At 53.2% G+C, this 23,198-nt stretch carries 24 protein-coding genes and 1 pseudogene; 18 read left to right on the top strand and 7 right to left on the bottom strand.

Going from position 1 to position 23,198, the window contains the following annotated elements:
- The first annotated feature begins 1,011 nt into the window (after positions 1-1,011).
- The 10 genes and pseudogenes from RW65_RS11975 (at position 1,012) to hybG (ending at position 9,779) form a co-directional block, all read left to right on the top strand.
- The gene (locus RW65_RS11975) at positions 1,012-2,661 is read left to right on the top strand and encodes a methyl-accepting chemotaxis protein (RefSeq protein ID WP_039056975.1); all 1,650 of its coding nucleotides are present in this window, start codon (positions 1,012-1,014) and stop codon (positions 2,659-2,661) included.
- A 70-nt stretch (positions 2,662-2,731) separates the two neighbouring features.
- Positions 2,732-3,018: pseudogene (locus tag RW65_RS11980) on the top strand (DUF2623 family protein).
- 241 nt (positions 3,019-3,259) lie between these two features.
- Positions 3,260-4,378, top strand: a complete 1,119-nt coding sequence (hybO, locus tag RW65_RS11985) for a hydrogenase 2 small subunit (RefSeq protein WP_039056976.1) — start codon at positions 3,260-3,262, stop codon at positions 4,376-4,378.
- Between the two features lie 2 nt (positions 4,379-4,380).
- Positions 4,381-5,358: a hydrogenase 2 operon protein HybA gene (gene hybA, locus RW65_RS11990; RefSeq protein ID WP_039056977.1), complete on the top strand. Its 978-nt coding sequence runs from the start codon at positions 4,381-4,383 to the stop codon at positions 5,356-5,358.
- On the top strand, positions 5,348-6,520 hold the full coding sequence (gene hybB / locus RW65_RS11995; RefSeq protein WP_039056978.1) for a Ni/Fe-hydrogenase cytochrome b subunit: 1,173 nt from the start codon (positions 5,348-5,350) through the stop codon (positions 6,518-6,520). Before hybA ends, hybB begins: the two co-directional genes overlap by 11 nt.
- Positions 6,517-8,220 carry a hydrogenase 2 large subunit gene (gene hybC, locus RW65_RS12000; RefSeq protein ID WP_039056979.1) on the top strand — a complete coding sequence of 568 codons (1,704 nt, stop codon included), beginning with the start codon at positions 6,517-6,519 and terminating at the stop codon, positions 8,218-8,220. The genes hybB and hybC overlap by 4 nt, the downstream gene beginning before the upstream one ends.
- Positions 8,220-8,717 carry a HyaD/HybD family hydrogenase maturation endopeptidase gene (locus RW65_RS12005; RefSeq protein ID WP_039056980.1) on the top strand — a complete coding sequence of 166 codons (498 nt, stop codon included), beginning with the start codon at positions 8,220-8,222 and terminating at the stop codon, positions 8,715-8,717. The genes hybC and RW65_RS12005 overlap by 1 nt, the downstream gene beginning before the upstream one ends.
- Positions 8,707-9,186, top strand: a complete 480-nt coding sequence (hybE, locus tag RW65_RS12010) for a hydrogenase-2 assembly chaperone (protein ID WP_039056981.1) — start codon at positions 8,707-8,709, stop codon at positions 9,184-9,186. The genes RW65_RS12005 and hybE overlap by 11 nt, the downstream gene beginning before the upstream one ends.
- The gene (gene hypA, locus RW65_RS12015) at positions 9,179-9,517 is read left to right on the top strand and encodes a hydrogenase maturation nickel metallochaperone HypA (RefSeq protein ID WP_039056982.1); all 339 of its coding nucleotides are present in this window, start codon (positions 9,179-9,181) and stop codon (positions 9,515-9,517) included. Before hybE ends, hypA begins: the two co-directional genes overlap by 8 nt.
- Before the next feature lie 7 nt (positions 9,518-9,524).
- Positions 9,525-9,779: a hydrogenase maturation factor HybG gene (gene hybG, locus RW65_RS12020; RefSeq protein ID WP_039056983.1), complete on the top strand. Its 255-nt coding sequence runs from the start codon at positions 9,525-9,527 to the stop codon at positions 9,777-9,779.
- Here hybG and fucR read toward each other — a convergent pair.
- From fucR to RW65_RS12035, 3 genes are all read right to left on the bottom strand, one after another.
- On the bottom strand, positions 9,770-10,492 hold the full coding sequence (fucR, locus tag RW65_RS12025) for an L-fucose operon activator (protein WP_039056984.1): 723 nt from the start codon (positions 10,490-10,492) through the stop codon (positions 9,770-9,772). The two genes, hybG and fucR, sit on opposite strands and share 10 nt — an antisense overlap.
- A gap of 219 nt (positions 10,493-10,711) precedes the next feature.
- Positions 10,712-11,575, bottom strand: a complete 864-nt coding sequence (gene yghU / locus RW65_RS12030) for a glutathione-dependent disulfide-bond oxidoreductase (protein WP_039056985.1) — start codon at positions 11,573-11,575, stop codon at positions 10,712-10,714.
- Positions 11,576-11,640: 65 nt separating this feature from the next.
- Complete coding sequence (locus RW65_RS12035) at positions 11,641-12,198, bottom strand: DsbA family protein (RefSeq protein ID WP_039056986.1); 558 nt, start codon at positions 12,196-12,198, stop codon at positions 11,641-11,643.
- Between the two features lie 444 nt (positions 12,199-12,642).
- Between RW65_RS12035 and RW65_RS12040 the strand changes: the two genes are divergently transcribed.
- Positions 12,643-13,122, top strand: a complete 480-nt coding sequence (locus RW65_RS12040) for a hypothetical protein (protein ID WP_231564384.1) — start codon at positions 12,643-12,645, stop codon at positions 13,120-13,122.
- 281 nt (positions 13,123-13,403) lie between these two features.
- Here the strand turns inward: RW65_RS12040 and RW65_RS12045 are convergent, their stop codons facing one another.
- Positions 13,404-15,593: a TonB-dependent siderophore receptor gene (locus RW65_RS12045; protein ID WP_039056988.1), complete on the bottom strand. Its 2,190-nt coding sequence runs from the start codon at positions 15,591-15,593 to the stop codon at positions 13,404-13,406.
- Between the two features lie 276 nt (positions 15,594-15,869).
- Positions 15,870-16,097, bottom strand: coding sequence for a hypothetical protein (locus tag RW65_RS12050; RefSeq protein ID WP_039056989.1), 228 nt, complete (start codon positions 16,095-16,097; stop codon positions 15,870-15,872).
- Positions 16,098-16,612: 515 nt separating this feature from the next.
- Between RW65_RS12050 and RW65_RS12055 the strand changes: the two genes are divergently transcribed.
- Positions 16,613-18,196, top strand: coding sequence for a GDSL-type esterase/lipase family protein (locus tag RW65_RS12055; RefSeq protein ID WP_039056990.1), 1,584 nt, complete (start codon positions 16,613-16,615; stop codon positions 18,194-18,196).
- A 9-nt stretch (positions 18,197-18,205) separates the two neighbouring features.
- Positions 18,206-19,282: a pectinesterase family protein gene (locus tag RW65_RS12060; protein ID WP_039056991.1), complete on the top strand. Its 1,077-nt coding sequence runs from the start codon at positions 18,206-18,208 to the stop codon at positions 19,280-19,282.
- Between the two features lie 38 nt (positions 19,283-19,320).
- Here the strand turns inward: RW65_RS12060 and RW65_RS12065 are convergent, their stop codons facing one another.
- Positions 19,321-19,908, bottom strand: coding sequence for a flavin reductase family protein (locus tag RW65_RS12065; protein ID WP_039056992.1), 588 nt, complete (start codon positions 19,906-19,908; stop codon positions 19,321-19,323).
- A 210-nt stretch (positions 19,909-20,118) separates the two neighbouring features.
- Between RW65_RS12065 and RW65_RS12070 the strand changes: the two genes are divergently transcribed.
- From RW65_RS12070 to RW65_RS12080, 3 genes are read left to right on the top strand one after another with little or no spacing between them, the layout of a single operon-like run.
- Positions 20,119-20,451: a TehB family protein gene (locus tag RW65_RS12070; protein WP_039056993.1), complete on the top strand. Its 333-nt coding sequence runs from the start codon at positions 20,119-20,121 to the stop codon at positions 20,449-20,451.
- Positions 20,452-20,461: 10 nt separating this feature from the next.
- Positions 20,462-20,800, top strand: coding sequence for a DUF1869 domain-containing protein (locus tag RW65_RS12075; RefSeq protein WP_039056999.1), 339 nt, complete (start codon positions 20,462-20,464; stop codon positions 20,798-20,800).
- Positions 20,801-20,819: 19 nt separating this feature from the next.
- Positions 20,820-21,176 (top strand): TehB family protein, encoded by a 357-nt coding sequence (locus tag RW65_RS12080; RefSeq protein ID WP_039056994.1) that lies wholly within the window; start codon positions 20,820-20,822, stop codon positions 21,174-21,176.
- Here RW65_RS12080 and RW65_RS12085 read toward each other — a convergent pair.
- Positions 21,173-22,081, bottom strand: coding sequence for a LysR family transcriptional regulator (locus RW65_RS12085; protein ID WP_052250306.1), 909 nt, complete (start codon positions 22,079-22,081; stop codon positions 21,173-21,175). The two genes, RW65_RS12080 and RW65_RS12085, sit on opposite strands and share 4 nt — an antisense overlap.
- 107 nt (positions 22,082-22,188) lie before the next feature.
- Here RW65_RS12085 and budA point away from each other — a divergent pair, with 107 nt between their 5' ends.
- Together budA and RW65_RS12095 are read left to right on the top strand one after the other, a co-directional pair.
- On the top strand, positions 22,189-22,968 hold the full coding sequence (budA, locus tag RW65_RS12090; protein WP_039056995.1) for an acetolactate decarboxylase: 780 nt from the start codon (positions 22,189-22,191) through the stop codon (positions 22,966-22,968).
- A 22-nt stretch (positions 22,969-22,990) separates the two neighbouring features.
- The coding region (locus RW65_RS12095) for a thiamine pyrophosphate-binding protein (RefSeq protein WP_039056996.1) at positions 22,991-23,198 on the top strand (208 nt) is incomplete at its 3' end.

Below are 23,198 nucleotides of genomic sequence, written 5' to 3' on the forward strand. Positions count from 1 at the left end.
CAAAAAGTGTCTTATTTAAGGGGGGCTACAGCTTAAAAGTAGTGAAAAAGACAAAATAGATGAATGTGTTGTATTTTATTTATTTTAAGGTTTATAAATTCATATATGATTAATATAGTGGTTTTTTATTATAGTGATGGTAAAAAAATAACGCGTATTGCAGCGTCAGGGAAGGGCTGTTTATTCCTGGCAAGGCAAAAATAGGGGGTAATTTACGTTTGGGCTCCCTTTCCTGGGGTAAAAAAATGCTCCGCGACGGCAGAGAGAAACGACGGGTTCACTAGCGGTTCGCGTGATTGATAACATTTATCAATGTATTTCAAAATAAACTTAGCACGCGATTTTGCCCACTGTAGCGCTGGAGGAAAAAACGCCAGCGCGGCGCTATGTTTCTCTCTGGAAGCCTTGCCGACGTTAGGTTTTCACCCATACTCTCTGCTGATCGGTGGCCTGGCTATAACCTTGTTTGAGTATAAAAAAACCTCTCTTTTAACATTTGTTCATAAAACGTGAAGCCGTTGTTAACTTATGTTGTTTAGCCTTTTTTTGCCGAAATATTAGGGATATTTATCGATTTTTTTATCGATAATAAATAGCGTTACTATACAGAGCTATGCACGACGCACTTTTATTTTGTACCGATTATGCTTTTTTAATGTCTATTATTGATTCCACTTAAAGTAATTAAATTAATTATTGTTACTTTGGTTATTAATATATTTTTGTTGATATTGATATATGAATGATTCGAATAAAAATCATTTAATTTCATATGGTTGAATTGAAAATACTCTGCATTTCGTATGGATTTTTATTGCTTTTTGAAGGGCATGAGGTTGGCTAGATTAATTGTTTTATCGCAGAGCATGCGAATAGTTGACGTGAAGAGAAAACGGGCATTTTTCAAATGAAAACTTAAGCCTGCGAATTAATATTTCTCATATCTTGCCGATAAAGGAAGATAACTCTCGTCCGCAGGCGAGAACGAACCTTCACTGCAAGGATAATATGATGAATTTGCTTCGTAACTTTACGATACGCGCCGTGATGCTGGTGATCCTCGGCATCTTTGGCCTGCTGTGGTCTGGCGTCGGTCTGTATAGCGTTTTTTCTCTGGCAAAAGTGGCCGATGGTAACGACGTCGATCGCCAGCTGGTGACGCAAATGACCCTTTTAAGTCAGGGGAACGATCAGTACTTCAGATTTGTGACGCGTCTTGGTCGGGTGATGGAAGCCAAAGCTGCGGGTGGCTCGGCAGATATGGCCCCGGTGCAGCAGGCGCTTGATACCATGTCGCGCAAATTAACAGAGTTTAAAGCCGTTTCGCCGGGTCCGATGGACACAGCGGTGTCGGAGCAGGTGATTACCAGCTGGCAGGCCCTGCTGGATCAAGGCATTTCCCCGCAGATGCAGCTTGCGCAGCAGGGCAGCCCCGACGCCTATCGCCAGCAGGCGAATAATGTTACGCCGGGTTTAAGCCGCAGCTTTGGCGCGGCTACCGAAAGCTTTAATAAAGCTGCGAGCGAAAGACTTGATGAAACGCGTGTGATGGTGGATGGACGCACCAGCACCACCCGCGTGGCCATTATTGTGGCCATGGTGATTGGCCTGTTGATTCTGCTCTTTACCGACCGCTATCTGGTCGCCCTGTTAGTGAAGCCGCTAAACCGTATTCGCGCGCACTTTACGTTGATGGCGCAGGGCGATCTGAGCCAGCCGCTGGAAGATATGGGACGCAACTGCGTAGGTCAGGTGATCCCGCTGCTGTTAGCGATGCAGGACAGCCTGCGTGAAGCGGTGAGCAACATCCGTCACGGCAGCGAGAATATCTGGCGCGGCGCAACGGAGATCTCCAGCGGTAATAACGATCTCTCTTCGCGCACCGAACAGCAAGCCGCCGCGCTGGAGCAGACCGCCGCCAGCATGGAAGAGCTGACCTCGACGGTAAAACTGAACGCCGATAACGCCAGCCAGGCAAGCGCGCTGGCGGAAGTGGCCTCGACCACCGCCAGCAAAGGCGGCGCGCTGGTGAAAGAAGTCATTAGCACTATGGACGGCATCTCCGGCAGTTCGAAAAAGATTGCTGAGATCACAAACGTGATTAACAGCATCGCCTTCCAGACCAATATTCTGGCCCTTAACGCCGCAGTCGAAGCGGCGCGTGCGGGCGAACAGGGGCGCGGTTTCGCCGTCGTCGCGGGTGAAGTTCGTAACCTTGCCAGCCGCAGTGCGGGCGCGGCAAAAGAGATTGAAACGCTGATCGCCGATTCCGTCACACGGGTGGAAAAAGGTGCGAAGCTGGTCAATGACACCGGCACGACGATGGAGAGCATTCTGCGTTCCGTCAGAGAAGTGACCACCATTATGAAAGAGATCGCCTCTGCAACCGATGAACAGAGCAAAGGCATTTCGCAGGTGGGTATCGCCATTACCCAGATGGATGGTGTGACGCAGCAGAACGCCGCGCTGGTCGAGCAAATTTCCGCGGCGGCGGCGGCGCTGGAGCGTCAAACCGAGGAGCTGCAACGCTCCGTTCAGCAGTTCCGTCTCTCTGATGACCAGCAGCAAAATAGCGCAGCCGGGCCGCTGTTAAAACCCGATTTAACCCGCACGGCTAAGCCTAAAACGGCAACGACGTCTGACGAGTGGGTGGCGTTTTAATCCGCGCTACCGTCCTCACAAATGATCGTTATATAATTTTTAATATATCGGTTATGCGAGGGGGATAACGATGGACAATCATTTAGGCAAAGGTTTGATGGCCGGGCTGAATGCGCTTCAGGCGGAAAGCGCCAGTAGGGTGGCGCATTTCGGCCCGGACTATAAACGTGGCTTTGTACTGAGTTTTCCCATCGCATGTTTGAAAAGACCGACGATCGGCAACTCAGCGCGTGGGAAGCAGGTATTCTGACGCGTCGCTACGGGCTGGACAGGGATAGGGTGATGGGCTTCTTTCGCGAGAACTACTCCAGCACCGCGATCCGCTTTTTTATGGCGGGCTACCGCCTCGAAATCTAAAAATAAGCTTTGCTCAGTGTGTAGTTCACTTTTATGAAAGTCGCTTTTGTCGAGAGTGACTTTCTTTTTTTTTGCCGCTTCGTGCCACTAAGCCCATCATTCTCTTGATTCTCACCTCCCGTTGATTAACTCTTTACGTAATAACCTTGTTTTTCATGTGATTATTTGTCGGATCGATCGCAGCATTCCCCTGCATAAAAGAGGGAGAATAATCTCAGTCCGAGCAGAGGGATAATTATAAATGGCAGGAGAGAACCAACACTTTGCGCCTCAGGGCGTAAGTCGTCGTGACTTTATGAAGCTGTGCGCCGCGCTGGCAGCCACGATGGGATTAAGCAGCAGAGCCGCCGCCGAAATGGCCGAAGCCGTCAGCCACCCCCAGCGTCCGCCGGTTGTCTGGATAGGCGCGCAGGAGTGTACCGGCTGCACCGAATCGCTGCTTCGCGCAACGCATCCCACTATTGAACAGTTGGTGTTGCAAACCATTTCGCTGGAATACCACGAAGCGCTGTCCGCCGCCTTTGGACATCAGGCCGAAGAGAACAAACACCGTGCGCTGGAGCAGTACAAAGGCCAGTACGTGTTAGTGGTCGATGGCTCGATTCCACTTAAAGATGGCGGCGTTTACTGCATGGTCGCCGGGGAACCGATTGTCGATCATATTCGTAAAGCGGCGGAAAACGCGGCGGCGATTATTGCTATCGGCTCCTGTTCCTCCTGGGGCGGCGTCGCGGCGGCGGGGAGCAATCCCACCGGTGCCGTTAGCCTGCAAGAGGTCCTTCCCGATAAACAGGTGATCAATATTCCCGGCTGTCCGCCCAACCCGCAAAACTTTCTCGCCACGGTGGCGCATATCATCACCTTCGGCAAACCGCCGACGCTGGACGCCAAAAATCGCCCTCTTTTTGCTTACGGGCGCTTAATTCACGAGCACTGTGAACGCCGCCCGCATTTTGACGCCGGGCGTTTTGCCAAAGCCTTTGGCGATGCGGGACATCGCGAGGGGTGGTGCTTGTATCACCTGGGCTGCAAAGGCCCGGAGACCTGGGGCAACTGTTCAACGCTGCAGTTTTGCGATTTAGGCGGTGTCTGGCCGGTGGCGATTGGTCATCCCTGCTACGGCTGTAATGAAGAAGGCGTCGGTTTCCACAAAGGCATCTTCCAACTGGCTCACGTTGATAATCCCACGCCGCGCGTTGAAAAACCGGACGTTAACCTGAAAGAGGGGGGGATCGTTTCGGCCACCGCCGTGGGCCTGCTCGGCGGCGTTGTCGGCCTGGCGGTCGGCGTCTGTGCGATGACCGTGCGCGAGCTGGGTCGCCAGCAGAAGAATGACGACGCGGATCGTCGAGGAGAATAACCGTGAACAGACGTGATTTTCTCAAAGTGGCGTCCGGCGGGGCGCTGCTGGTGGGGGGATCGTCCGCGAGTTTCGCCGCGGCGCAAAACCGCCCGCCGATCCCCGGCGCCCTGGGAATGCTATACGACTCCACCCTTTGCGTTGGCTGTCAGGCCTGCGTCAGTCGCTGCCAGCAGATCAACGCCCCGCAGCGCAATCCCCAGGGCGAGCAAACCTGGTCGAATAACGACAAACTCTCGCCCTACACCAATAACATCATTCAGGTCTGGCATAGCGGCAACGGGAAAAACAAAGACCAGCTGCAGGACGGCTACGCCTATATCAAAAAACAGTGTATGCACTGTGTGGATGCTAACTGCGTCTCCGTTTGCCCGGTGCAGGCGCTGAGAAAAGATGCGGTTACCGGCATCGTTCACTACAACGAAAGCGTCTGTACCGGCTGTCGTTACTGCATGGTCGCCTGCCCGTTCGATGTGCCGAAATATGACTATGACAATCCCTTTGGCGCGCTGCATAAGTGCCAGCTCTGTAATCAGAAAGGGGTGGCGCGTCTCGATAACGGCGAGCTGCCCGGCTGCGTTGAGGTTTGCCCGGCGGGCGCGGTGATTTTCGGCACCCGCGAAGAACTGCTTGAAGAAGCCAAAAAACGTCTGGCAATGCAGCCCGGCGTTGAATATCGCTACCCGCGCCAGACCTTAAAAACTCACGATACCTATCTGCACACTGTTGCCCACTATCATCCGCATCTTTATGGCGAGAAGGAGGGCGGTGGCACGCAAGTGCTGGTGCTTACCGGGGTGCCTTACCAGAATTTAGGTTTACCGGCACTCGACGATCTGGCGACCGGCGCACGTTCAGAGCATGTTCAGCATACGGTCTACAAAGGGATGATGTTACCCCTTGCCGTGCTGGCGGGTCTGACCGCGCTGGTACGGCGCAACAGCAAAGAGAAGCATGACGGAGGCGATCATGAGTCATGATCCACAACCGATGGGCGGTAAGCTTGTAAGTAAACCGGTGCTGATCTTCGCCCCGCTGATCGTGCTGTGCGCGATCTTTATTCTCAAGCGTTTGATCTTCGGGCTGGGATCGGTATCGGATCTGAACGGTGGTTATCCGTGGGGGATCTGGATCGCCTTTGATTTGCTGATTGGCACCGGCTTCGCCTGCGGCGGCTGGGCGTTGGCGTGGGCGGTATATGTCTTTAATCGTGGTGAATATCATCCGCTGGTGCGCCCGGCGCTGCTGTGTAGTCTGTTCGGTTATTCACTCGGCGGCTTATCCATCACCATTGATGTCGGGCGCTACTGGAATTTGCCGTACTTCTATATTCCGGGCCATTTCAATGTCAATTCGGTGCTGTTTGAAACCGCCGTCTGCATGACGATTTATATTGGCGTGATGACGCTGGAATTTGCCCCGGCGCTGCTGGAACGGCTCGGCTGGAAAGTGTCGCTGCGCCGTCTGAACAAAGCGATGTTTTTTATTATCGCCCTTGGCGCGCTGCTGCCGACCATGCACCAGTCCTCAATGGGATCGCTGATGATTGCTGCCGGCTATAAAGTCTATCCCCTGTGGCAGAGCTATGAAATGTTGCCGGTTTTCTCCCTGTTGACCGCCTTTATTATGGGTTTTTCGATAGTCATTTTCGAAGGATCTTTAATGCAGGCCAGCCTGCGCGGCAGAGGGGCGAATGAAAAACGGCTGTTTGGCAAGCTAATGGGCGTGCTCAGCGTGCTGTTAATGTTATTTCTCGTGCTGCGCTTTGGTGAAATCGCCTGGCGCGACAAATGGCGTTACGCCTTCGCTGGCGATTTTTACAGCCTGCTGTTCTGGCTTGAAATAGCGCTGCTGGCTTTACCCCTGCTGATCCTGCGCGCGCCGCAGCTGCGTCGTGATTCCCGCGCGTTGTTTCTCGGCGCGTTAAGTATGCTGCTCGGCTGTGCGCTGTGGCGGCTCTCCTATTCGCTGTTGGCCTTTAATCCCGGCAACGGCTATGGCTACTTCCCGGCGGCGGAAGAGCTTCTGATCTCCATTGGTTTTGTGGCAATTGAAGTGTGCGCGTACATCTTACTGATACGTCTGTTGCCGATTATTCCTCCGTTAAAAACACCTGTGCGACATAAGGCGAGTGAAGCATGAGTCAACGTATCACCATTGATCCGGTGACCCGCATTGAGGGTCATTTACGCATTGATTGCGAAATTGAAAACGGCGTTGTGACAAAGGCCTGGTCGTCGGGAACCATGTGGCGCGGGATGGAAGAGATTGTTAAACACCGCGATCCGCGCGATGCATGGATAATCATGCAGCGTATCTGCGGCGTCTGCACCACCATTCACGCCGTGGCCTCGGTGCGGGCGGTGGAGAGCGCGCTGGAGGTGAAAGTGCCTCTCAATGCGCAGTACATCCGCAACATTATTCTGGCCGCCCACTCGATTCACGATCATATCGTCCATTTCTATCAGTTATCCGCCCTCGACTGGGTGGACATTACCAGCGCGCTGAATGCCGACCCGGCAAAAGCCGCCGCGCTGTTGCAGGGGCTGTCCGACTGGCCCCTCAATAGCGAAAACGAATTTAAAGCGGTGCAGGATAAAATCAAAGCGCTGGTGGCCAGCGGCCAGTTGGGCATTTTCGCCAACGGCTATTGGGGCCATGCGGCGATGAAGCTGCCGCCGGAAGTGAATCTGATTGCGGTGGCGCACTACCTGCAAGCGCTGGAGTGCCAGCGCGATGCCAACCGCATCGTGGCGCTGCTTGGCGGTAAATCGCCGCATATTCAAAATCTGGCGGTGGGCGGCGTCGCCAACCCGATAAACCTCGACGGCATCGAAGTGCTCAATCTGGAACGGCTGATGTACCTGAAATCGTTTATCGACAAGCTCGAGGGCTTTATCGAGCAGGTTTACAAAGTCGATACGGCGGTGATCGCGGCGTTCTATCCCGAGTGGCTCGCGCTGGGGAAAGGCGCGGTTAACTATCTCAGCGCGCCGGAATTTCCCACCGATGCCAATAACGGCAGCTTCCTGTTTACTGGTGGGTACATCGAAAATGGCGATCTTGCTACGTACCGTGAAATCACTACCTACAACGATCCCTTCCTGATCAAAGGTATTCAGGAGAGTGCTAAACACGCCTGGTATAAAGATGAAGCGCCGCAGGAGCCCTGGCAGGGCACTACGCTACCGAACTACACCGGCTGGCAGGAGGAGGGGAAATATTCGTGGGTGAAATCGCCGACCTTTTACGGCAAAACCGTCGAAGTCGGCCCCCTTGCCAATATGCTCTGCAAGCTGGCGGCAAAACACCCTGTCACCACGGAAAAACTGCAGGACATTACCGCTATTTATCAGAAGCTGACGGGCAACACCGTGACGACGGAACAGCTGCACTCGACGCTGGGGCGCATTATTGGCCGTACCGTTCATGCCTGCGAGCTGCATCAGGTGTTACAGCAGCAATACCAGGCGTTAATTGACAACATTGGTAAAGGCGACGTGCAAACCATCGCCCACACCGACATCCCCACCAGCGGCGAGTTTAAAGGCGTCAGCTTTCTTGAAGCGCCGCGCGGCATGCTCTCCCACTGGATTGTTATCAAAGATGGCAAAATTGATAACTACCAGGCCGTGGTGCCGTCGACGTGGAACGCCGGTCCGCGCAACTTCAATGACGATGCCGGGCCTTATGAACTGTCGCTGGTCGGCACGCCGGTTGCCGACGTGCAAAAACCGCTGGAAGTGGTGCGCACCGTTCACTCCTTTGACCCGTGCATGTCCTGCGCGGTGCATGTGGTGGATGCCGATGGCAATGATGTGGTTGCGGTGAAGGTGCTGTGATGTCGATTTTAGTGTTGGGAGTGGGCAATATTTTGCTCACTGACGAAGCCATCGGTGTGCGCGTGGTAGAGGCGCTCGAGCAGCGCTACTCCCTGCCGGATCATGTTGAAGTTCTGGACGGCGGCACCGCAGGCATGGAGCTGCTTGAGGCGATGGCGAATCGCGATCATCTGATCATCACGGATGCGGTTGTCAGCCGTAAAAACGCCCCCGGTTCGGTTATCTGCCTGCGTGATGACGAAGTGCCAACGCTGTTTTGCAATAAAATTTCACCGCACCAGTTGGGGCTATCTGACGTGCTGTCGGCGCTGCGCTTTACCGGTGAATTTCCCAAAAAACTGACGCTGATTGGCGTTATTCCCGCCTCGCTCGAGCCGCACATCGGCATGACGCCGGTGGTGGAAGCCAGCCTTGAAGCCGCCCTTGAAAGAGTGCTCGACGCGCTGCGCGAATCCGGCGTGACGCCACAGCTGCGGGAGGCTGCCGATGCAAAATGAGCTTGCAGGCTTTGAGCTTTCGCCACACGGCGCGGTGCAGACGGCTTTTATCTCCGTTGCGGCAAACGAGATGCACGATCTGCCGTTTCTTCATCCCGCCATGCCGGTATACGTCACGCCATTTACCCTGTTTGAAGGGCAGTGGCTCGGCTGCGTACTGACGCCCTGGATGCTGAGCCTGCAAATCTATCCGGGGCCGCAGCAGTGCTGGCCGCGGCGGCGAGTGGGAGAACGGCTGGGGCTACAACTGCCCTATGGTGAAATCGCCTTTACCATCGGCGAATTGCCGTCGCTGGGGCAATACTTAAGCTGTTCGCTAATGTCACCTGTCGATCGCGGGTTAACTGCCGACGCGGCGCTGGCGCTGGCCAATAACTGCCTGAAAATGGCACTCTCTCTGCCAGTGGCAGATGCGGCGATAAGCCGCCGTGGCCTGCTGCAGGGGGTGAGGAGCCGTCTGCATGCATGAATTATCCCTGTGCCTGAACGCGGTGGAGATTATTGAACAGCAGGCGCGGAAAAATGGCGCGCAGCGCGTGACCGGCGTGTGGCTCGAAGTGGGCGCGCTGGCGTGCGTGGAAGAGAGCGCGCTGCGTTTTGGTTTTTCCATCGCCTGCCGTGAAACGCTGGCACAGGATTGCGAGCTGCACATTATCCATAAGCCGGCGCAGGCCTGGTGCTGGACCTGTAGCCAGGCGGTAGCAGCCGAGCGCTATGACGAGTGCCCGCTGTGCCACTGCCCGACGCTGCATATCGCGCAGAACGAAGGCGTGCAGGTTAAAAGTATCGAAGTGGAGTAACGCGACAATGTGTATAGGCGTACCGGGTCAGGTGGTGGCCGTCGGCGAAGATTTTCATCAACTGGCGCAGGTAGATGTGTGCGGTGTGCGCCGCGATGTCAATATTGCCCTGGTGTGTGAGGATTCCCCCCGTGAACTATTAGGTCAGTGGGTGCTGGTGCATGTTGGTTTCGCCATGAGCGTGATTGATGAACAGGAAGCGCTGGCAACCCTCGAAGCCCTGCGCAATATGGAAATCGATGAGTTTGCGCCTCACAGATGAGGCGCAGCAATTTTCGCATCCGTCACCATTTGCGTGACCTGCGACAGGTTGCCCATCTTCGCCTCGCTGGCGCGATAAAATTTACTCCGGTCTATCAATAACAGTGATTGCTGGGCGCGGCGCAGCAACTGCGCTTTAAACGCGGCATTGTGGCGCGTTGAATCCCACATATCGCCGTGGGCGTCCACCCCTTCCACCGAGAAGATAAACAGATCGATCTCCAGCGTCTTGAGCAGGCTGACCAGCGCCGGGTTCACGTAGCAACGTTCCGTGCGCGCCAGACGGCCGCCCGTGCAGATAAGCTCAATATTTTCCCGCCGCGCCATCTCCTGACACACCGGTAAACTGTTGGTAATAACCGTCAGCGGGATATCCGGCAGCTGTCGTGCGAGATGAAAGCAGGTGGAGCTGGCATCCAGCGCCAGCGTCATTCCCGGTTCTATCCAGTTCAGGGCGTGGCGGGCAATATCGGCTTTATCGGCATAATGGCTTTTCAGCCGGGTGCGAAACGGCTCACCGCCGTCATGCAAGGTTGAGTGCAGCGTACGCGCCCGTCCGTGGCGACGAACAATTTTGCCTTCCGTTTGCAGCAGCTTCAGGTCGCGACGAATGGTTTCGATGCTAACGCCCAACTGTAGCGCCAGCGCCTGGGTGGTAATGCTTTCCTCGCGGGCAAGGAGCTGCAAAATCGTTTGCTGGCGCGCGCGCTTCATCGGCTTTCCTCATATTAAAACGTTGGCGAAATCGGCAACTTACCGCGCGCTGCGCTGTGGCTGCTGAAAGGCCAGCTTTTCAAAAAGTTGGTACGCGGAGAGTCAGTAAAAAGCATTCTTACCACGGATATCGGTTAAGTAAATATACTGGCTAAAAAAGAGCGCAAGCGCCGGGGAAGGGGGGAATAAACCGGGCGAAATAGCGCCCGGTTGGAAAAATCAGGCGTTGCGTTTATCTTCCGTTTGCGTGTCGAAATCGCTGGCGTCGTGACGTTCGTGCAGCTGTTCGTGCGGCTCGCCAAAGGTGCGGTTTACCATACGACCACGTTTCACCGCCGGACGCTCGGCGATTGCTTTCGCCCAGCGCTGGACGTGGGTATAGCTGTCGGCGTCCAGGAACTCCGCCGCGTTATAAACGTTGCCGAGCACCACATTGCCATACCATGGCCAAATTGCCATATCAGCAATGGTGTACTCATCCCCGACGACAAAGGTCTGCTTCGCCAGCTGTTTATTCAGCACATCAAGCTGACGTTTCGCTTCCATGGTAAAGCGATTAATAGCGTACTCAATCTTCACCGGCGCGTAGTTATAAAAGTGACCAAAACCGCCGCCGAGGAACGGGGCAGCACCCTGCAGCCAGAACAGCCAGTTCAGCGTTTCGGTGCGTTTGGCCGGATCTTTTGGCAGGAAGTGGCCAAATTTTTCTGCCAGATAGAGCAGGATAGCGCCGGATTCAAACACCCGCGTTGGCGGCGTGGTGCTGTGGTCGCGCAGCGCCGGGATTTTCGAGTTCGGGTTAACATCCACAAACCCGCTGGAGAACTGATCGCCTTCACCAATGCGAATCAGCCAGGCGTCATACTCTGCCGCGCTGACGCCTTTCGCCAGCAGCTCTTCCAGCATAATGGTCACTTTCTGGCCGTTGGGCGTGCCGAGGGAGTAAAGCTGTAACGGGTGTTTACCCACCGGCAATTCTTGCTCATGGGTGGCACCGGAAACCGGGCGGTTGATATTCGCAAACGCGCCGCCGCCGGATTTATCCCACGTCCAGACTTTTGGGGGCTGATAGTTGTCTGACATTTTGGCCTGCCTTCTGTTAATGGATTGAAGAGGGAAAACAACCTAAAAAGCAGTGTAGCACTGGCTTAAGCGAGGATACGCTGCGCCCACACGCTGATATCGTCGCCGCTACCGAGATCCAGTTGCACCAGCCCGTTAACCATAAAAGTGGGCGAAACATGAATGCCGTTCTGGCGCGCATATTTGCAGTGCCATTTGATTTCCGCCTGCAGTTCCGGGCGCGCAAACGCCTCGGCCAGTTGCACACCGCTGTAGCGTTCGATGCGTTCAATAATCTGCTGCGGCGTGGTGTCCATATTCGGGCCGCTGCAATGGTCGGTAAATTCAAACTCTTCGCGATGATCGGCAACCGCCCGCAGCACTTTATGGGCGGCATTTCGCCCGTCTGCCAGCGTCGACGCCGCCAAAATGCAGCGTACAATCACACCGGAAAAGAGATGCCAGGGCTGCGATTGCAGACGGATCTTCACGGTCACATTCTCTTCGCCAACCTCTTCAAGCAGCGCGTCCAGTTTGTTAAAGGCGCGAACGGAGAAAGGGCAGGTTGGCTCGATAAAAACTTCAAAGGTACGCGGGCCGTGGCCCCAGGTGAGCGGGGCGGCGCGAAGCGGTTGTTGGCTCATTTTTACTCCTGATATTTTATATTTTGTTCGACTTCATAGCGTAGCAGCATGCCGCAGCCAGGGGAAAGGCGCTTTGCCAGCGATGCGGTTAAGTGAAACACAGCGCCAACATATTGCCTCGCCGTGGGCGAAAATTTTGCGCCGCGTGAGGGGTTTGCTGAATATTTCACATGTTAATTTTTGGTGAAATAAATGGCGCGACGTTCAGTGATTAATTAAATGCGCTGACTTAAATTATATTTTTCCATATGGCGCTGATTTAACTAAAATTGCCGCATTATTATTGAATGGTTTCTTATTTTAATTTCGTTTGTAAATCTTCGGCGTTGAGTGTTATTTGTTATTAATATGTTTCAGGCACCTGTCGATAATCGTTATGAGGATCTTTTTACGGCTCAGGCAGGCGTCATTTAGCTAATTATCTGGTCATGAAACGTGGAGATAATGATGCAGGAGATTCAGGCAATTCAGGCAAGTTCGCAGCTTGCCCCTACACACGAAAACAGCAGCCCTAAATCCGCCATCCTGAAAGAAGAGGGCACGGCAAACACGGCAGCACACGACGAGAGCACCCGGGTTACGCTCTCGGCGCGAGCAGAAAAACATAAACACAGTAATGCTTTAAAAGCCGAACAACAGGTTGAAGAGAAGAAAAAGCTGGAAAATCATGAGATTGATTATTCGCTGGCAATGACCGGTATTCCGCAGTTTGGTGGTCGGCTGGTAACCATCGTCAAATATCCTGACGGCAGAACGGAAATGGTAGATGCTTTTTCGGGTAAGAAAGTGACCCCGCAAGCGTTAGCCACCGCCCAGCTGGAGAAACAGCGCAGCGCAGCGGAACAACAAACGCTCGACGCCAAAGCCCAGACGCAGGCAACGCCGTTAACCGCTGGTGAATCTGCACCTACGGATATGCAATAAACTTCTTTAATAAATCCTGTTTTATTTTAGGGATATTAAAATGGATGCAACGCCTCGTCTCAGGCAAGCCAATGTTTATAGTAAGCAGGCATTGGTTGGATATATTTTATATCTGAGTTTATGTGCCAGTAATTAGATGGCGGCATCCATTATTATTTGGCTTAAGGAAATAAATAGTCGCGACAGTTTCAGTTAAATTTATACTGAGGATAGCGGCTTTTTTGCGTTTGCGTCAGGTCATAAAAGAATATTGCCGCCTGCATAACAGGCGGCGAGGTTATTTAAAATAAAAGTGAGTAATTAACCCCGAAAGTACGACCGCGGCCTTTATAGGTATATAAATCTGCCGCGCCGTAAGTCGGGCTGTACAGCCCCGGCGCGCGCTGGCCCCAGGCGGTGGTGTAATCTTTGTCCAGCAGGTTCTCAACGCTAAAACTGAGTTTACCGACCGGCAGCAGGTAACTGCCGAGCAGATCTACGGTGTTATAGCCGTCGATATGCTTGCCATTGGCGTCCGAAAGATCAAATGTCTGGGTGCTTTGCAGACGCAGCGTCCAGTCGCCCGGCGCCCAGTTAATCCACGCGCTCATCTTCGACGGGCTGGCGCTGTCTACCGTCAGTTTCTGCCATTTTCCGTCGACGCGGGTCTGTGACTTGATGGCATTGAAATTCGCGCCGGTGCTCCATTCGCTATCGGTGAAGAAGTAATCCACCTGTCCTTCAATACCGTAAATACGACGCTTGTCGTCTTCAATATTGATGGTCATATCGCTTTTGTTAATGTTGATGGTTTTATCAGACAGCGAATAATAGGCCGCGATCTGCGTACGCACACTGTCGCCGGTGTAGCGCCAGCCCAGTTCGTAGGCATCCACTTTTATGCCGTCGAGGGTTGAATCGTTGACGTTTACGCTGTTAAGCAGACGGTAGTGGCCGTTGACCAACTGATAGGTTCCGGCACCGTAGTATTTCGCCAGATCGGGGATTTCAAAGCCCTGGGAGTAGTTAAACCACAGCTGCTGCCGCTCGCTCAGATGGCCCAGGATTCCGGCGTTAAACAGCAGATTGTTGTAATCCGTTTTGCCGCCGGGTACTGCGTCCGCCGATGTGGCTTTGCCGGTCGCGATAGCCTGCTGCTGAGTGTAGCCAACAAAGTCGTCGACCCTGTTTTGCGTATATTGATAGCGCACGCCGCCACTCAGGGTAATTGCCGCAATGTCATAGCTGCTTTGCAGGAACGGCGCGATATTGGTAATGCTGTAGCCGGGGTAGCGGCCCACGTTATAGGCGTTATCGAGCTTCATCCCGCCGCTGGCTGCGGCTTTGTTGAGATCGAAAAACTGCTGATTAGCATCGAAGTTTTCGTGTTCTGCATCGACGCCCCAGGTGAGGGTTAAGGCCTCCAGCGGTTTGCTGTTAAGGGTAAGCTTGCCGCCATAGAAATCGGTTTTTTGCTGCGAAGCACCAATCGACGTCACCCTGCCGCCGGAGAGGGTCGGAAACGGGTAATAGGTCAGGCTCTCGTCACGATAGAAAATTTGCGCCAATAAGTCCTGCCCCCAGAGATCGCTGTTGGCGTACTGCAAATTAATAAGATGACGTTCGGTGCCAGGAATGCGGTCGGAATCCAGATTGCCTTTGTTCGAGGCGCTGGCATTACCGGTTACCGCAGCGAAATTTTTGCCAAGGAAGAGCCCGTGATCGCCATCAGACTGGCTTTTGTAATACTGGGTGGTGAGCTGCAACTGCTGATGGTCGTCGATATTCAGCGTGCCGGTGCCCATCACATCCAGCCTGTCGGAATACTGTAATCCGGTTTGCGTGTTATCGATGATCGCTTCATTACCCTTGCCGTCATACCAGCCGCCATAACGCTGCCAGCCAACGGACAGACGACCTGAGGCCTTATCGTTCCCGCCGCCGACCGCCGCCGCAATATTTTCATCATGATCGTGATGGCTGTTGAACCCGCTCTTGGCGCCGCTCTGGAACTCAAGCTGGGTTTCCGGCTGGCCTTTTTTAGTGACGATATTGATTAAACCGCCGGTACTGCCGCCGCCGTACAGCGAAGTTGCGCCGGAGATCACTTCGATGCGCTCAATATTAAACGGATCGATAGCATCGAGCTGGCGGCTATCGCTGCGCGATGAATTCAGGCGCACGCCGTCGACCATCACCATCATTGAGCGGCCGCGCAAATTCATCCCGTAATTGGTGCGTCCCTGGCTGCTGACGTCCATACCGGGGATAAGCTGCGCCAGTACCTCTTTTAACTCTTTGCCACCCTGAACCTGTTGCTCAATTTCCGCCTGCTCAATGACCCAGGTCGTTTGTGCCATATCCGTTACGCTGCGATGGGCGCGGCTGGCGGATACGGTTAACGTCTCTTCCCCTTGACCCTCAGCGCTGGCCTGTGCAGTAAACATCATCAATAAACACGGTTTTAACGCCCAAAGATAACGAGATTTCATTGTTATGGTGATCCTGATTTAGCCGAGATACTGCGGCGTCGCTTCGCCTGCGCCGCGAGTGAAGTCACTAGCTATTGATAGTGATTATCAAGATGATATGAATAATCGTTTCCAAGTAAACGCTTTGTGTAAAAAATAATTACTGCAACCTTATGATTTACAGGGTTTTAAATGTCTGGTGGCAGAGGTGTAGAGAGGAACGTGTAAGGCTTTCGCCCGGCTTCCAGCGGAAGCGGAGCGTGCAAGGATGGGGTGCCAGCAGAGGGGAGAGGATATTTAACGCTTCGTTTTGATGTGCTTTTCTTTGAACGCGGCGATGGCGAGATTGATGTTATCTGTGGCGATGGTATCCATCTTTTGGCCCTCAAAAAACACCTCATAACCCTCGGCAACATATTTAAAGGTAAAAATCTTACCCTGAAAACGTACGCGCTTTTCTTTTACCGATAATCCCCTGCTGCGCATAGCCACTTTGGCCATGGTATCTATCTGTTTATTTTTCATAATTTTTTGTCTTACCTGTGCAGGCTGTTTTGCGATGCGTGATATTTAATCCACGTAATCCGATGTTAATTTGTTATCTGCCTAAAAGGAAGTGGCGGCGTGCAAATACATAAACCAGAGATTAGTTGAAATATTTGTGTGCGGTGAAGGTAAGCTTAATGTTTAGAATATCTTGCTGTGATTCTTCAACCATTAATTATTTTACGCAGTGCTGACGAAACGTTATTTCTGGCAAATTGTTTGATAATAATTTTGATTCTCATTTCTTGAAAGAGGGGATTAACGCTCCCGCGTTTACTGCAGGGCAAAAGTCTCACTTGCAATAATTTTGAATTGCGTCTCAAAACGAAGGTTTTTCATATGTAAAACTTCGTTTCGTTTTGTATCACCATAACAATGCACGCTTTTTGTAGATTGTGATGCCTTTGGTCATCGCGCTTAGTAGTTATTTTCCAGAAACAGAAACTTTCAACCTGGTGCAGCCTGCCGGGAAAACCTGTTTCAGGAGAATAATAATGCAATACTCTCTGGGATTGAGCGTGCTGTTGTGCTGCCTGCCAGCAGTGGCAAGCGCACAAACGATACTTGAAGGTGCGGTTTTTACCGACGCACCGCTGGTGGGCGCATCGGTAACGGTGACCGACAGCACCGGCAAGCAGCTCACTACCACCACCCGCAGTAACGGACGCTACTCGCTCTCTATTGATACCCTTACGCCACCCTTTACGCTCTCGGCAATAAAGCGTACGCAGGCGAATCAAAGCTGTATTCGCAGCGACGTGCCGCGTGCGCGCTGTCTGGCATCGTTGCTTATCTCTGTGCAACAGGATCGGCGTAATACCGCCAACATCAGCCCCTTTACCGACCGGCTGGTGTCCGAAGTCGCTGGCAAGCTGGGCTACGTTGGGCCGCAGCAATGGGTGGAGCGCGGTAATTCAAGCAAGCTGAATGCCGGTTTACTGGCGGAACCGCTGGCTAATTTTCGCCACGGTATGGCCGAAGCGCTGCGCCAGTCCGGTCTGGATGCGAAAACCGCCGATCCGCTGCAAACGCCCTTGCGTACCGGTAACGGCATGGCGCGGATCCTGTCGGTGATCAACCACAACCGTAATTATGACAATAACAGCGGCGAAGCGGGCGCGACGGTGCTGACGGACAGCGCATTTCGCCCGATTGTCGGTCTGCAAAACAACGGGCCGTGGGAGCCGTTAGAGTTACCCGGCGCGCTGCGCGCCAGGCAGGCCATTAAGCACGCCAAAACCCGCATTTTACTGGTTAGCGACTCAACCGCCGCCACTTATGAAGCCGCCCGTTTGCCGCGTATGGGCTGGGGCCAGGTCTTTCAGCCGCTTTTTCGCGCCGATAGCGGCGTGGTGGTCCTCAACGGCGCGCGATCCGGGCGCTCAAGCCGGGATTTCTACAACGAAGGCTGGTATCAACAGATGGCTCGCCATCTGCGCCCCGGGGATTATGTGTTTATCGCCCACGGGCATAACGATCAAAATTGCGATAGCGAGAAAGCGGTGCGCGGCGCCGCCGACGTGCAGAATCTCTGTACCTGGCCCAATGATGCCAGCGGTAATCCGCAGTTTCCGCCGGGCCAGCCGCTGCTGTCGTTTCAGCACTCCCTTGAGCGCTATATCACGCTGGCGCGGGCGGCAGGTGCAACGCCGGTACTCTTGACGCCGACCACGCGGGTAAAAAACCGCGCCGGAACCACCGCCTTTCAACAGGGGCCGGAAGATGTGGTGGTGAGCAGCCACTATACGGTGAAAAAGCCCGGTTACCGCTTTGTCGGCAACTATATCGATACCATCAAACAGACCGCTGAACGTAACCGCGTGCCGCTTATCGATCTGGAACGCGAAACCATCAACTTCGCCAATGCCCATCCCGATGATTGGATGGATTACTGGCTGGCCGTCGACGTCAACGATCCGCGCTACCGCTGGTATAAAACGCAAACCTCCGGCACGCGCGCTAACCCTGATACCACCCACTTTCAACAAAAAGGAGCCGAAGCCGTCGCCTCGATGGTGGCTGAACAAATCCGACTTACCCCTGCATTAACCACCCTTGCCGGAAAACTAAAACACTAAGGAGAGTTTATGAAAATACTGCACTGTTCCGCGCTATTACTGGCCTGCATCAGCCTTTCCGCCCACGCGGAGGAATGGAACGCGGTGGTCTCCACCACGCCGAAAGCCGGGGAGTTCGCCACCATCGGCCAGGCGCTGGAGGCCGCGCCGGCGAGTGGAACGCCGTGGCGTATTTTAATTAAAGAGGGGCGCTGGAATGAACGCCTGGTGATTGAAAAACCGGTTACGCTGGTAGGGCAATCGAAAGAGCAAACGCAGATAGAAGCCAATACGCCAGCCGGTGCGTTAGGCAGCGACGGGCAGAAACTGGGTACCGGACGCACCAGCACCGTCGAAGTACGTGCCTCAGGCGTGACCATTGAGAATCTGACCATTCGCAACAGCTTTGATTTCCCGGCCAATGCCGCGTTGCCCGATGGCGATGTGAATAAACTGAAAGATACCCAGGCGGTAGCGCTAATGGTATCGGAAGGTGCCGATCGTGCACGCTTCCGTCATGTACGGCTCGAAGGTTACCAGGATACGTTTTACAGCAAGAGCGGTAGCCGCAGCTATTTCACCGACTGTGAAGTAAGCGGACATGTCGATTTTATCTTCGGCCCGGGCATTGCGGTGTTTGACCGCTGCGAGATTATTGCCCGCAATCGCAGCGATATCGCCCCACCGTATGGTTACCTTACCGCACCGGCAACCCAGGCGGATGAACGGTTTGGTCTGTTAATTATCAACAGCAAAATCAGCAAAGAGCCTGGAGTTCCGGCGAAGAGCTTTGCCCTCGGTCGCCCATGGCATCCCACCACGCAGTTTGCCGATGGCCGCTATGCCGACCCGAATGCTATCGGCATGGCGGCATTTATCCACTGTGACATCGATGATCATATCTATGGCTGGGATAAAATGTCCGGCAAGGATAAAGCCGGGGAAAAAATCTGGTTCTACCCGGAAGATAGTCGTTTTTATGAGTTTGAAAACCGCGGACCGGGTGCCGGGCAGGGCGGTGAGAAGTATCAATTAAGCAAACAAGAGGCGGCGCAGTACAATCTGGGCACTATTTTTAGCGACTGGGATAAGGCACTGCTGCAATAAACGATGTGGCCCCCGTGCGCGGGGGCGTAGGCTCTGTTTTAGTTACCGTATTTCACGTTAAATCCGAGGGTTTCACCCACCGTCGTGTACTCACGGAAATTAAAAATCAGCGGTTTCCATTTGCTTGAATCCACAATGTCATTTTCGCCCAAAAGCGTGTTTTCAACCCACAGATTCACTATATCCAGTTCGACCAGCATAAACTTACCTTTGTCGCTGGTGGAGACAAGGCGGCATTCGGCCTGAATTGGACACTCGGCGACGCGCGGTGGAGCAACGTCGACGGAGGCTTCCGTGTGCAACCCGGCGCGGGTGAATTTGTCATGGCTAATTTCGGTTCCCCATTTAATTTGGTTTTCCGTAAGCGTATCGCCGCCGGTGAGTCTGCCAATCTGTTCAACGTTTTCCCACAGCGTATGGTCAGGAATATTAATGACCGCATCCGAACCGGCGATAAAATTATGCCAGGTCTTACTCCCTTTACTGATGCCGATAATAATTTTCTCGCCCAGCGAGATAGAGGACGAGGCGGCGGAAATATTATCGTTACCCTCGTTATCCTGTGTGGTAACTAAAAATACCGGAAAGCCATAATAAAATGAATTAAGTTTTGATCTGTTTTTCATTGTCCGTGTGCCTTATGGGAAAATTATTTATTCCCCATTCTTCTCCCTTTGGAACCTGTTTTACAATAATCCTTTTTGAGTAATAAAACGCGCTGTGTAATAGCCCCTAAAAAAAGTAGTCCACAATTTCAAAAACAGGTATATGATATGCAACAAATGCTTTTTCTCTCCGCGCAACACCGACTTGCGACGAGATAATGAGGATGAAACATGCAACCTATTGTTATACCCGCGAACTACGTTCACACCCGCTCAACGCCGTTCTGGACCAAAGAGACCGCCCCGGCGTCGATCTGGAAGCGCCATCTTGATGCGGGAACGCGGCAGGGCGTCTATCCGCGCTTAAGCGTGCTGCAGGGAACGATTCGCTATTACGGTTATGCCGATGAAACCAGCCAGCAGCCGATCGATACATTGACCATCAACGCCGGTGAATTTGGCGTTTTCCCGCCAGAAAAATGGCACAACATCGAGGCGCTGACGGATGACACCATATTTAGCGTCGATTTTTATGTTGATCCGCAAATTTTGATTGAAGGCTGAGGTGATGCTGATGACCAGTGAAAACAAAGGTTACTCTTTAGCGGTAGCTAATCTTACCGGTAATGAAACCCACGGGAAAATCTTTCTGAAACCGATGTCGTTATATATTGCTGATGTTGCCGTGCAGGCGGTCGCCGAATTAGTGGCGGAGTTTGATAAAGCCACGCAACAAAGAGGTGAATGGGTTTTGACGGTTACAAATAATAATAACGGCGTCTCGGTGGATAAAGAGTTTGCTACACTTGAAGCGTTAAAAGATCCGCTTAATGCCGCCGATTCGGTTAAAGAGTTAATTAATATCGTCCGCGGTTATGAGTCCGACGAAGAAACTAACGTCTGCGGCTGGTAATTGCCGCTCAGGAGGCATGATGAAGTATCACATTCCTGTTCATTTTCGCCATACCCGTTCTACGCCCTTCTGGTCCAAAGAGACGGTACCCCAGGCGCTACTTACCCATCACAACACCAAACAGGGCGTCTATGGCCGCCTGTCGGTAATGAATGGCGCGGTGAAATTTTTTGGTTTTGCCAACGAACAGGCGACAGAGCCTGAAATGGAAGTGGTGATTGAGGCCGGGCAGTTTGGCGTTACGCCGCCGCAGTACTGGCACCGCATCGAATTACTGACTGACGATACCTGGTTCAATCTCGATTTTTTCGCCGATCCACAGGCAACGCTTGACGGCAAAGGCATCGGTCAGGTGGTCAATACCCATCGTGGTTAGCCCCTGCGCGCCCGCTGCAGTGCGGGCGCTGCTTTAAAATTCTCAATAAACCGCTTCACGGTGGGAGAGCGCTCGAACTTGCGCCACGCCAGCGCCACATCCGTCTTTAAGGCCTGCTCCGCCAAAGCATGAAAAGTAACCTGGGGATGGCTAAAACAGGTCATGGACTGCGGTACGATAGCGAAGCCGAAACCGGCGGCCACCATACTCAGGGAAGAGGAGAACTGCGAGGCTTGCTGCTGATTTTCCATCTCAATGCCCGCACGCAGGCAGACGTTGTAGACCAGTTCATACAGACCCGGCGCGACCTGCTGAGGAAAGATAATTACCGGCGTGTGCGCCAGTTCGCCGAGCGCTACCTGCTCTTTCGCCGCCAGCGGATGTGAACGGTGCAGCGCCAGCATCATCGGCTCTTCATCAATCAGCTTAAGATTAAACATCTTGCTGTTTTCGCAGGGCAGGCGCACAAAGGCGACATCAATCTGCCCCTCATGCAGCTCCTGCATCAGCGTCGCCATATTGTCCTCTTTCTGATACAGCGCCACGTGTGGATAGCGTTGCCGAAACTGGTGCAGCGCGGCAAAAATCTGCGGGTGAAAGGCGTTGGAGCTGGTCACGCCAAGGTACAGTTTGCCATTAACGCCCCGCGCGATCCCTTTCGCTTTTTCCATTGCCGCATCGCTTAACGCAAGGATATGGCAGGCATCTTCATAAAAGGCTTCCCCCGCTTCGGTCAGTTCAACCCCGCGGGTCTGGCGATAAAACAGCGGCGTTCCCACCTCCTGCTCGAGACGGCGAATTTGCTGGCTTAACGGCGGCTGCGACATGCCCAGCATTTCGGCGGCACGGGTAAAGTGTTGCGTCTGCGCAACGGCGACAAAATAGCGTAGATAACGAAGTTCCATATCCAATTCATCTCAAACCCTGATGTTTTCTATATTGGAATCTCTCGCTGAAACGAGTCAATATTTAATCACTTTTTCTTAACGACTGCTCAGCGAGGTAATGGATAATGAGTTATGTAACCGATTGTTCTTGCGAAGAAAGTCTAAAAGAAACATTTCGTGCTTTTTCAGAAAATCGTCCAGAATGTGTGATATATCAAACATCGCTAATGAGTGCGCTATTAAGCGGTGTTTATGAGGGTAATACGACCATCGCCGATTTGCTCACTCACGGTGACTTTGGCCTTGGCACCTTTAACGAACTGGATGGCGAGTTAATCGCATTTAATAGCCAGGTTTACCAGCTGCGCGCTGACGGCAGCGCGAGGGCGGCCAGCCCCGATCAGAAAACCCCTTTCGCGGTGATGACCTGGTTTAAACCTCAGCATTGTATTGAGCTGGATAAACCGGCCAATCGCCAGCAACTGCACGATATCATCGACCAGCAGATCCCCTCCGATAATCTCTTTTGCGCCCTGCGCATCGATGGTCATTTTCGCCATGCGCACACGCGTACCGTGCCGCGTCAAAGGCCGCCTTATCGCGCCATGACCGACGTGCTGGACGATCAGCCGGTGTTCCGTTTTAACGGGCGCGATGGCGTGCTGGTCGGCTTTCGCACACCGCAGCATATGCAGGGCATCAATGTGGCGGGCTATCACGAACACTTTATTACCGACGACCGCCACGGCGGCGGACATCTGCTGGATTACCAGCTCGATCACGGCACGCTGACGTTTGGCGAAATTCACCATTTGATGATCGATCTCCCGGTGGATGCTGCGTTTCTCAACGCCGATTTACACCCGGATAACCTGGATGCGGCCATTCGTTCGGTTGAGAATTAACAGACATTTAAAGGAGTAAATGATGAACACAAAAAGACCTGTTCAGCAGTGGGCCCACGGTGCAGATATGGTGGTGGCCCAACTGGAGGCGCAGGGCGTCAAACATGTGTTTGGTATCCCCGGTGCCAAAATTGATAAGGTGTTTGATTCGCTTATTGATTCTTCCATTGAAACGATCCCGGTGCGTCACGAAGCTAACGCTGCGTTTATGGCGGCGGCGGGGGGGCGCA

Origin of the sequence: Enterobacter sp. Bisph1 (genome assembly GCF_000814905.1) — a bacterium.
In the GTDB taxonomy this organism is placed as follows: domain Bacteria; phylum Pseudomonadota; class Gammaproteobacteria; order Enterobacterales; family Enterobacteriaceae; genus Kosakonia.

What these genes read in the sequence shown, in the direction of transcription:
- RW65_RS11975 (WP_039056975.1), top strand. Translation starts at nt 1,012, where the DNA reads ATGAATTTGCTTCGTAACTTTACGATACGCGCCGTGATGCTGGTGATC.
- hybO (WP_039056976.1), top strand. Translation starts at nt 3,260, where the DNA reads ATGGCAGGAGAGAACCAACACTTTGCGCCTCAGGGCGTAAGTCGTCGT.
- hybB (WP_039056978.1), top strand. Translation starts at nt 5,348, where the DNA reads ATGAGTCATGATCCACAACCGATGGGCGGTAAGCTTGTAAGTAAACCG.
- hybC (WP_039056979.1), top strand. Translation starts at nt 6,517, where the DNA reads ATGAGTCAACGTATCACCATTGATCCGGTGACCCGCATTGAGGGTCAT.
- RW65_RS12005 (WP_039056980.1), top strand. Translation starts at nt 8,220, where the DNA reads ATGTCGATTTTAGTGTTGGGAGTGGGCAATATTTTGCTCACTGACGAA.
- hybE (WP_039056981.1), top strand. Translation starts at nt 8,707, where the DNA reads ATGCAAAATGAGCTTGCAGGCTTTGAGCTTTCGCCACACGGCGCGGTG.
- hypA (WP_039056982.1), top strand. Translation starts at nt 9,179, where the DNA reads ATGCATGAATTATCCCTGTGCCTGAACGCGGTGGAGATTATTGAACAG.
- hybG (WP_039056983.1), top strand. Translation starts at nt 9,525, where the DNA reads ATGTGTATAGGCGTACCGGGTCAGGTGGTGGCCGTCGGCGAAGATTTT.
- fucR (WP_039056984.1), bottom strand. Translation starts at nt 10,492, where the DNA reads ATGAAGCGCGCGCGCCAGCAAACGATTTTGCAGCTCCTTGCCCGCGAG.
- yghU (WP_039056985.1), bottom strand. Translation starts at nt 11,575, where the DNA reads ATGTCAGACAACTATCAGCCCCCAAAAGTCTGGACGTGGGATAAATCC.
- RW65_RS12035 (WP_039056986.1), bottom strand. Translation starts at nt 12,198, where the DNA reads ATGAGCCAACAACCGCTTCGCGCCGCCCCGCTCACCTGGGGCCACGGC.
- RW65_RS12040 (WP_231564384.1), top strand. Translation starts at nt 12,643, where the DNA reads ATGATGCAGGAGATTCAGGCAATTCAGGCAAGTTCGCAGCTTGCCCCT.
- RW65_RS12045 (WP_039056988.1), bottom strand. Translation starts at nt 15,593, where the DNA reads ATGAAATCTCGTTATCTTTGGGCGTTAAAACCGTGTTTATTGATGATG.
- RW65_RS12050 (WP_039056989.1), bottom strand. Translation starts at nt 16,097, where the DNA reads ATGAAAAATAAACAGATAGATACCATGGCCAAAGTGGCTATGCGCAGC.
- RW65_RS12055 (WP_039056990.1), top strand. Translation starts at nt 16,613, where the DNA reads ATGCAATACTCTCTGGGATTGAGCGTGCTGTTGTGCTGCCTGCCAGCA.
- RW65_RS12060 (WP_039056991.1), top strand. Translation starts at nt 18,206, where the DNA reads ATGAAAATACTGCACTGTTCCGCGCTATTACTGGCCTGCATCAGCCTT.
- RW65_RS12065 (WP_039056992.1), bottom strand. Translation starts at nt 19,908, where the DNA reads ATGAAAAACAGATCAAAACTTAATTCATTTTATTATGGCTTTCCGGTA.
- RW65_RS12070 (WP_039056993.1), top strand. Translation starts at nt 20,119, where the DNA reads ATGCAACCTATTGTTATACCCGCGAACTACGTTCACACCCGCTCAACG.
- RW65_RS12075 (WP_039056999.1), top strand. Translation starts at nt 20,462, where the DNA reads ATGACCAGTGAAAACAAAGGTTACTCTTTAGCGGTAGCTAATCTTACC.
- RW65_RS12080 (WP_039056994.1), top strand. Translation starts at nt 20,820, where the DNA reads ATGAAGTATCACATTCCTGTTCATTTTCGCCATACCCGTTCTACGCCC.
- RW65_RS12085 (WP_052250306.1), bottom strand. Translation starts at nt 22,081, where the DNA reads ATGGAACTTCGTTATCTACGCTATTTTGTCGCCGTTGCGCAGACGCAA.
- budA (WP_039056995.1), top strand. Translation starts at nt 22,189, where the DNA reads ATGAGTTATGTAACCGATTGTTCTTGCGAAGAAAGTCTAAAAGAAACA.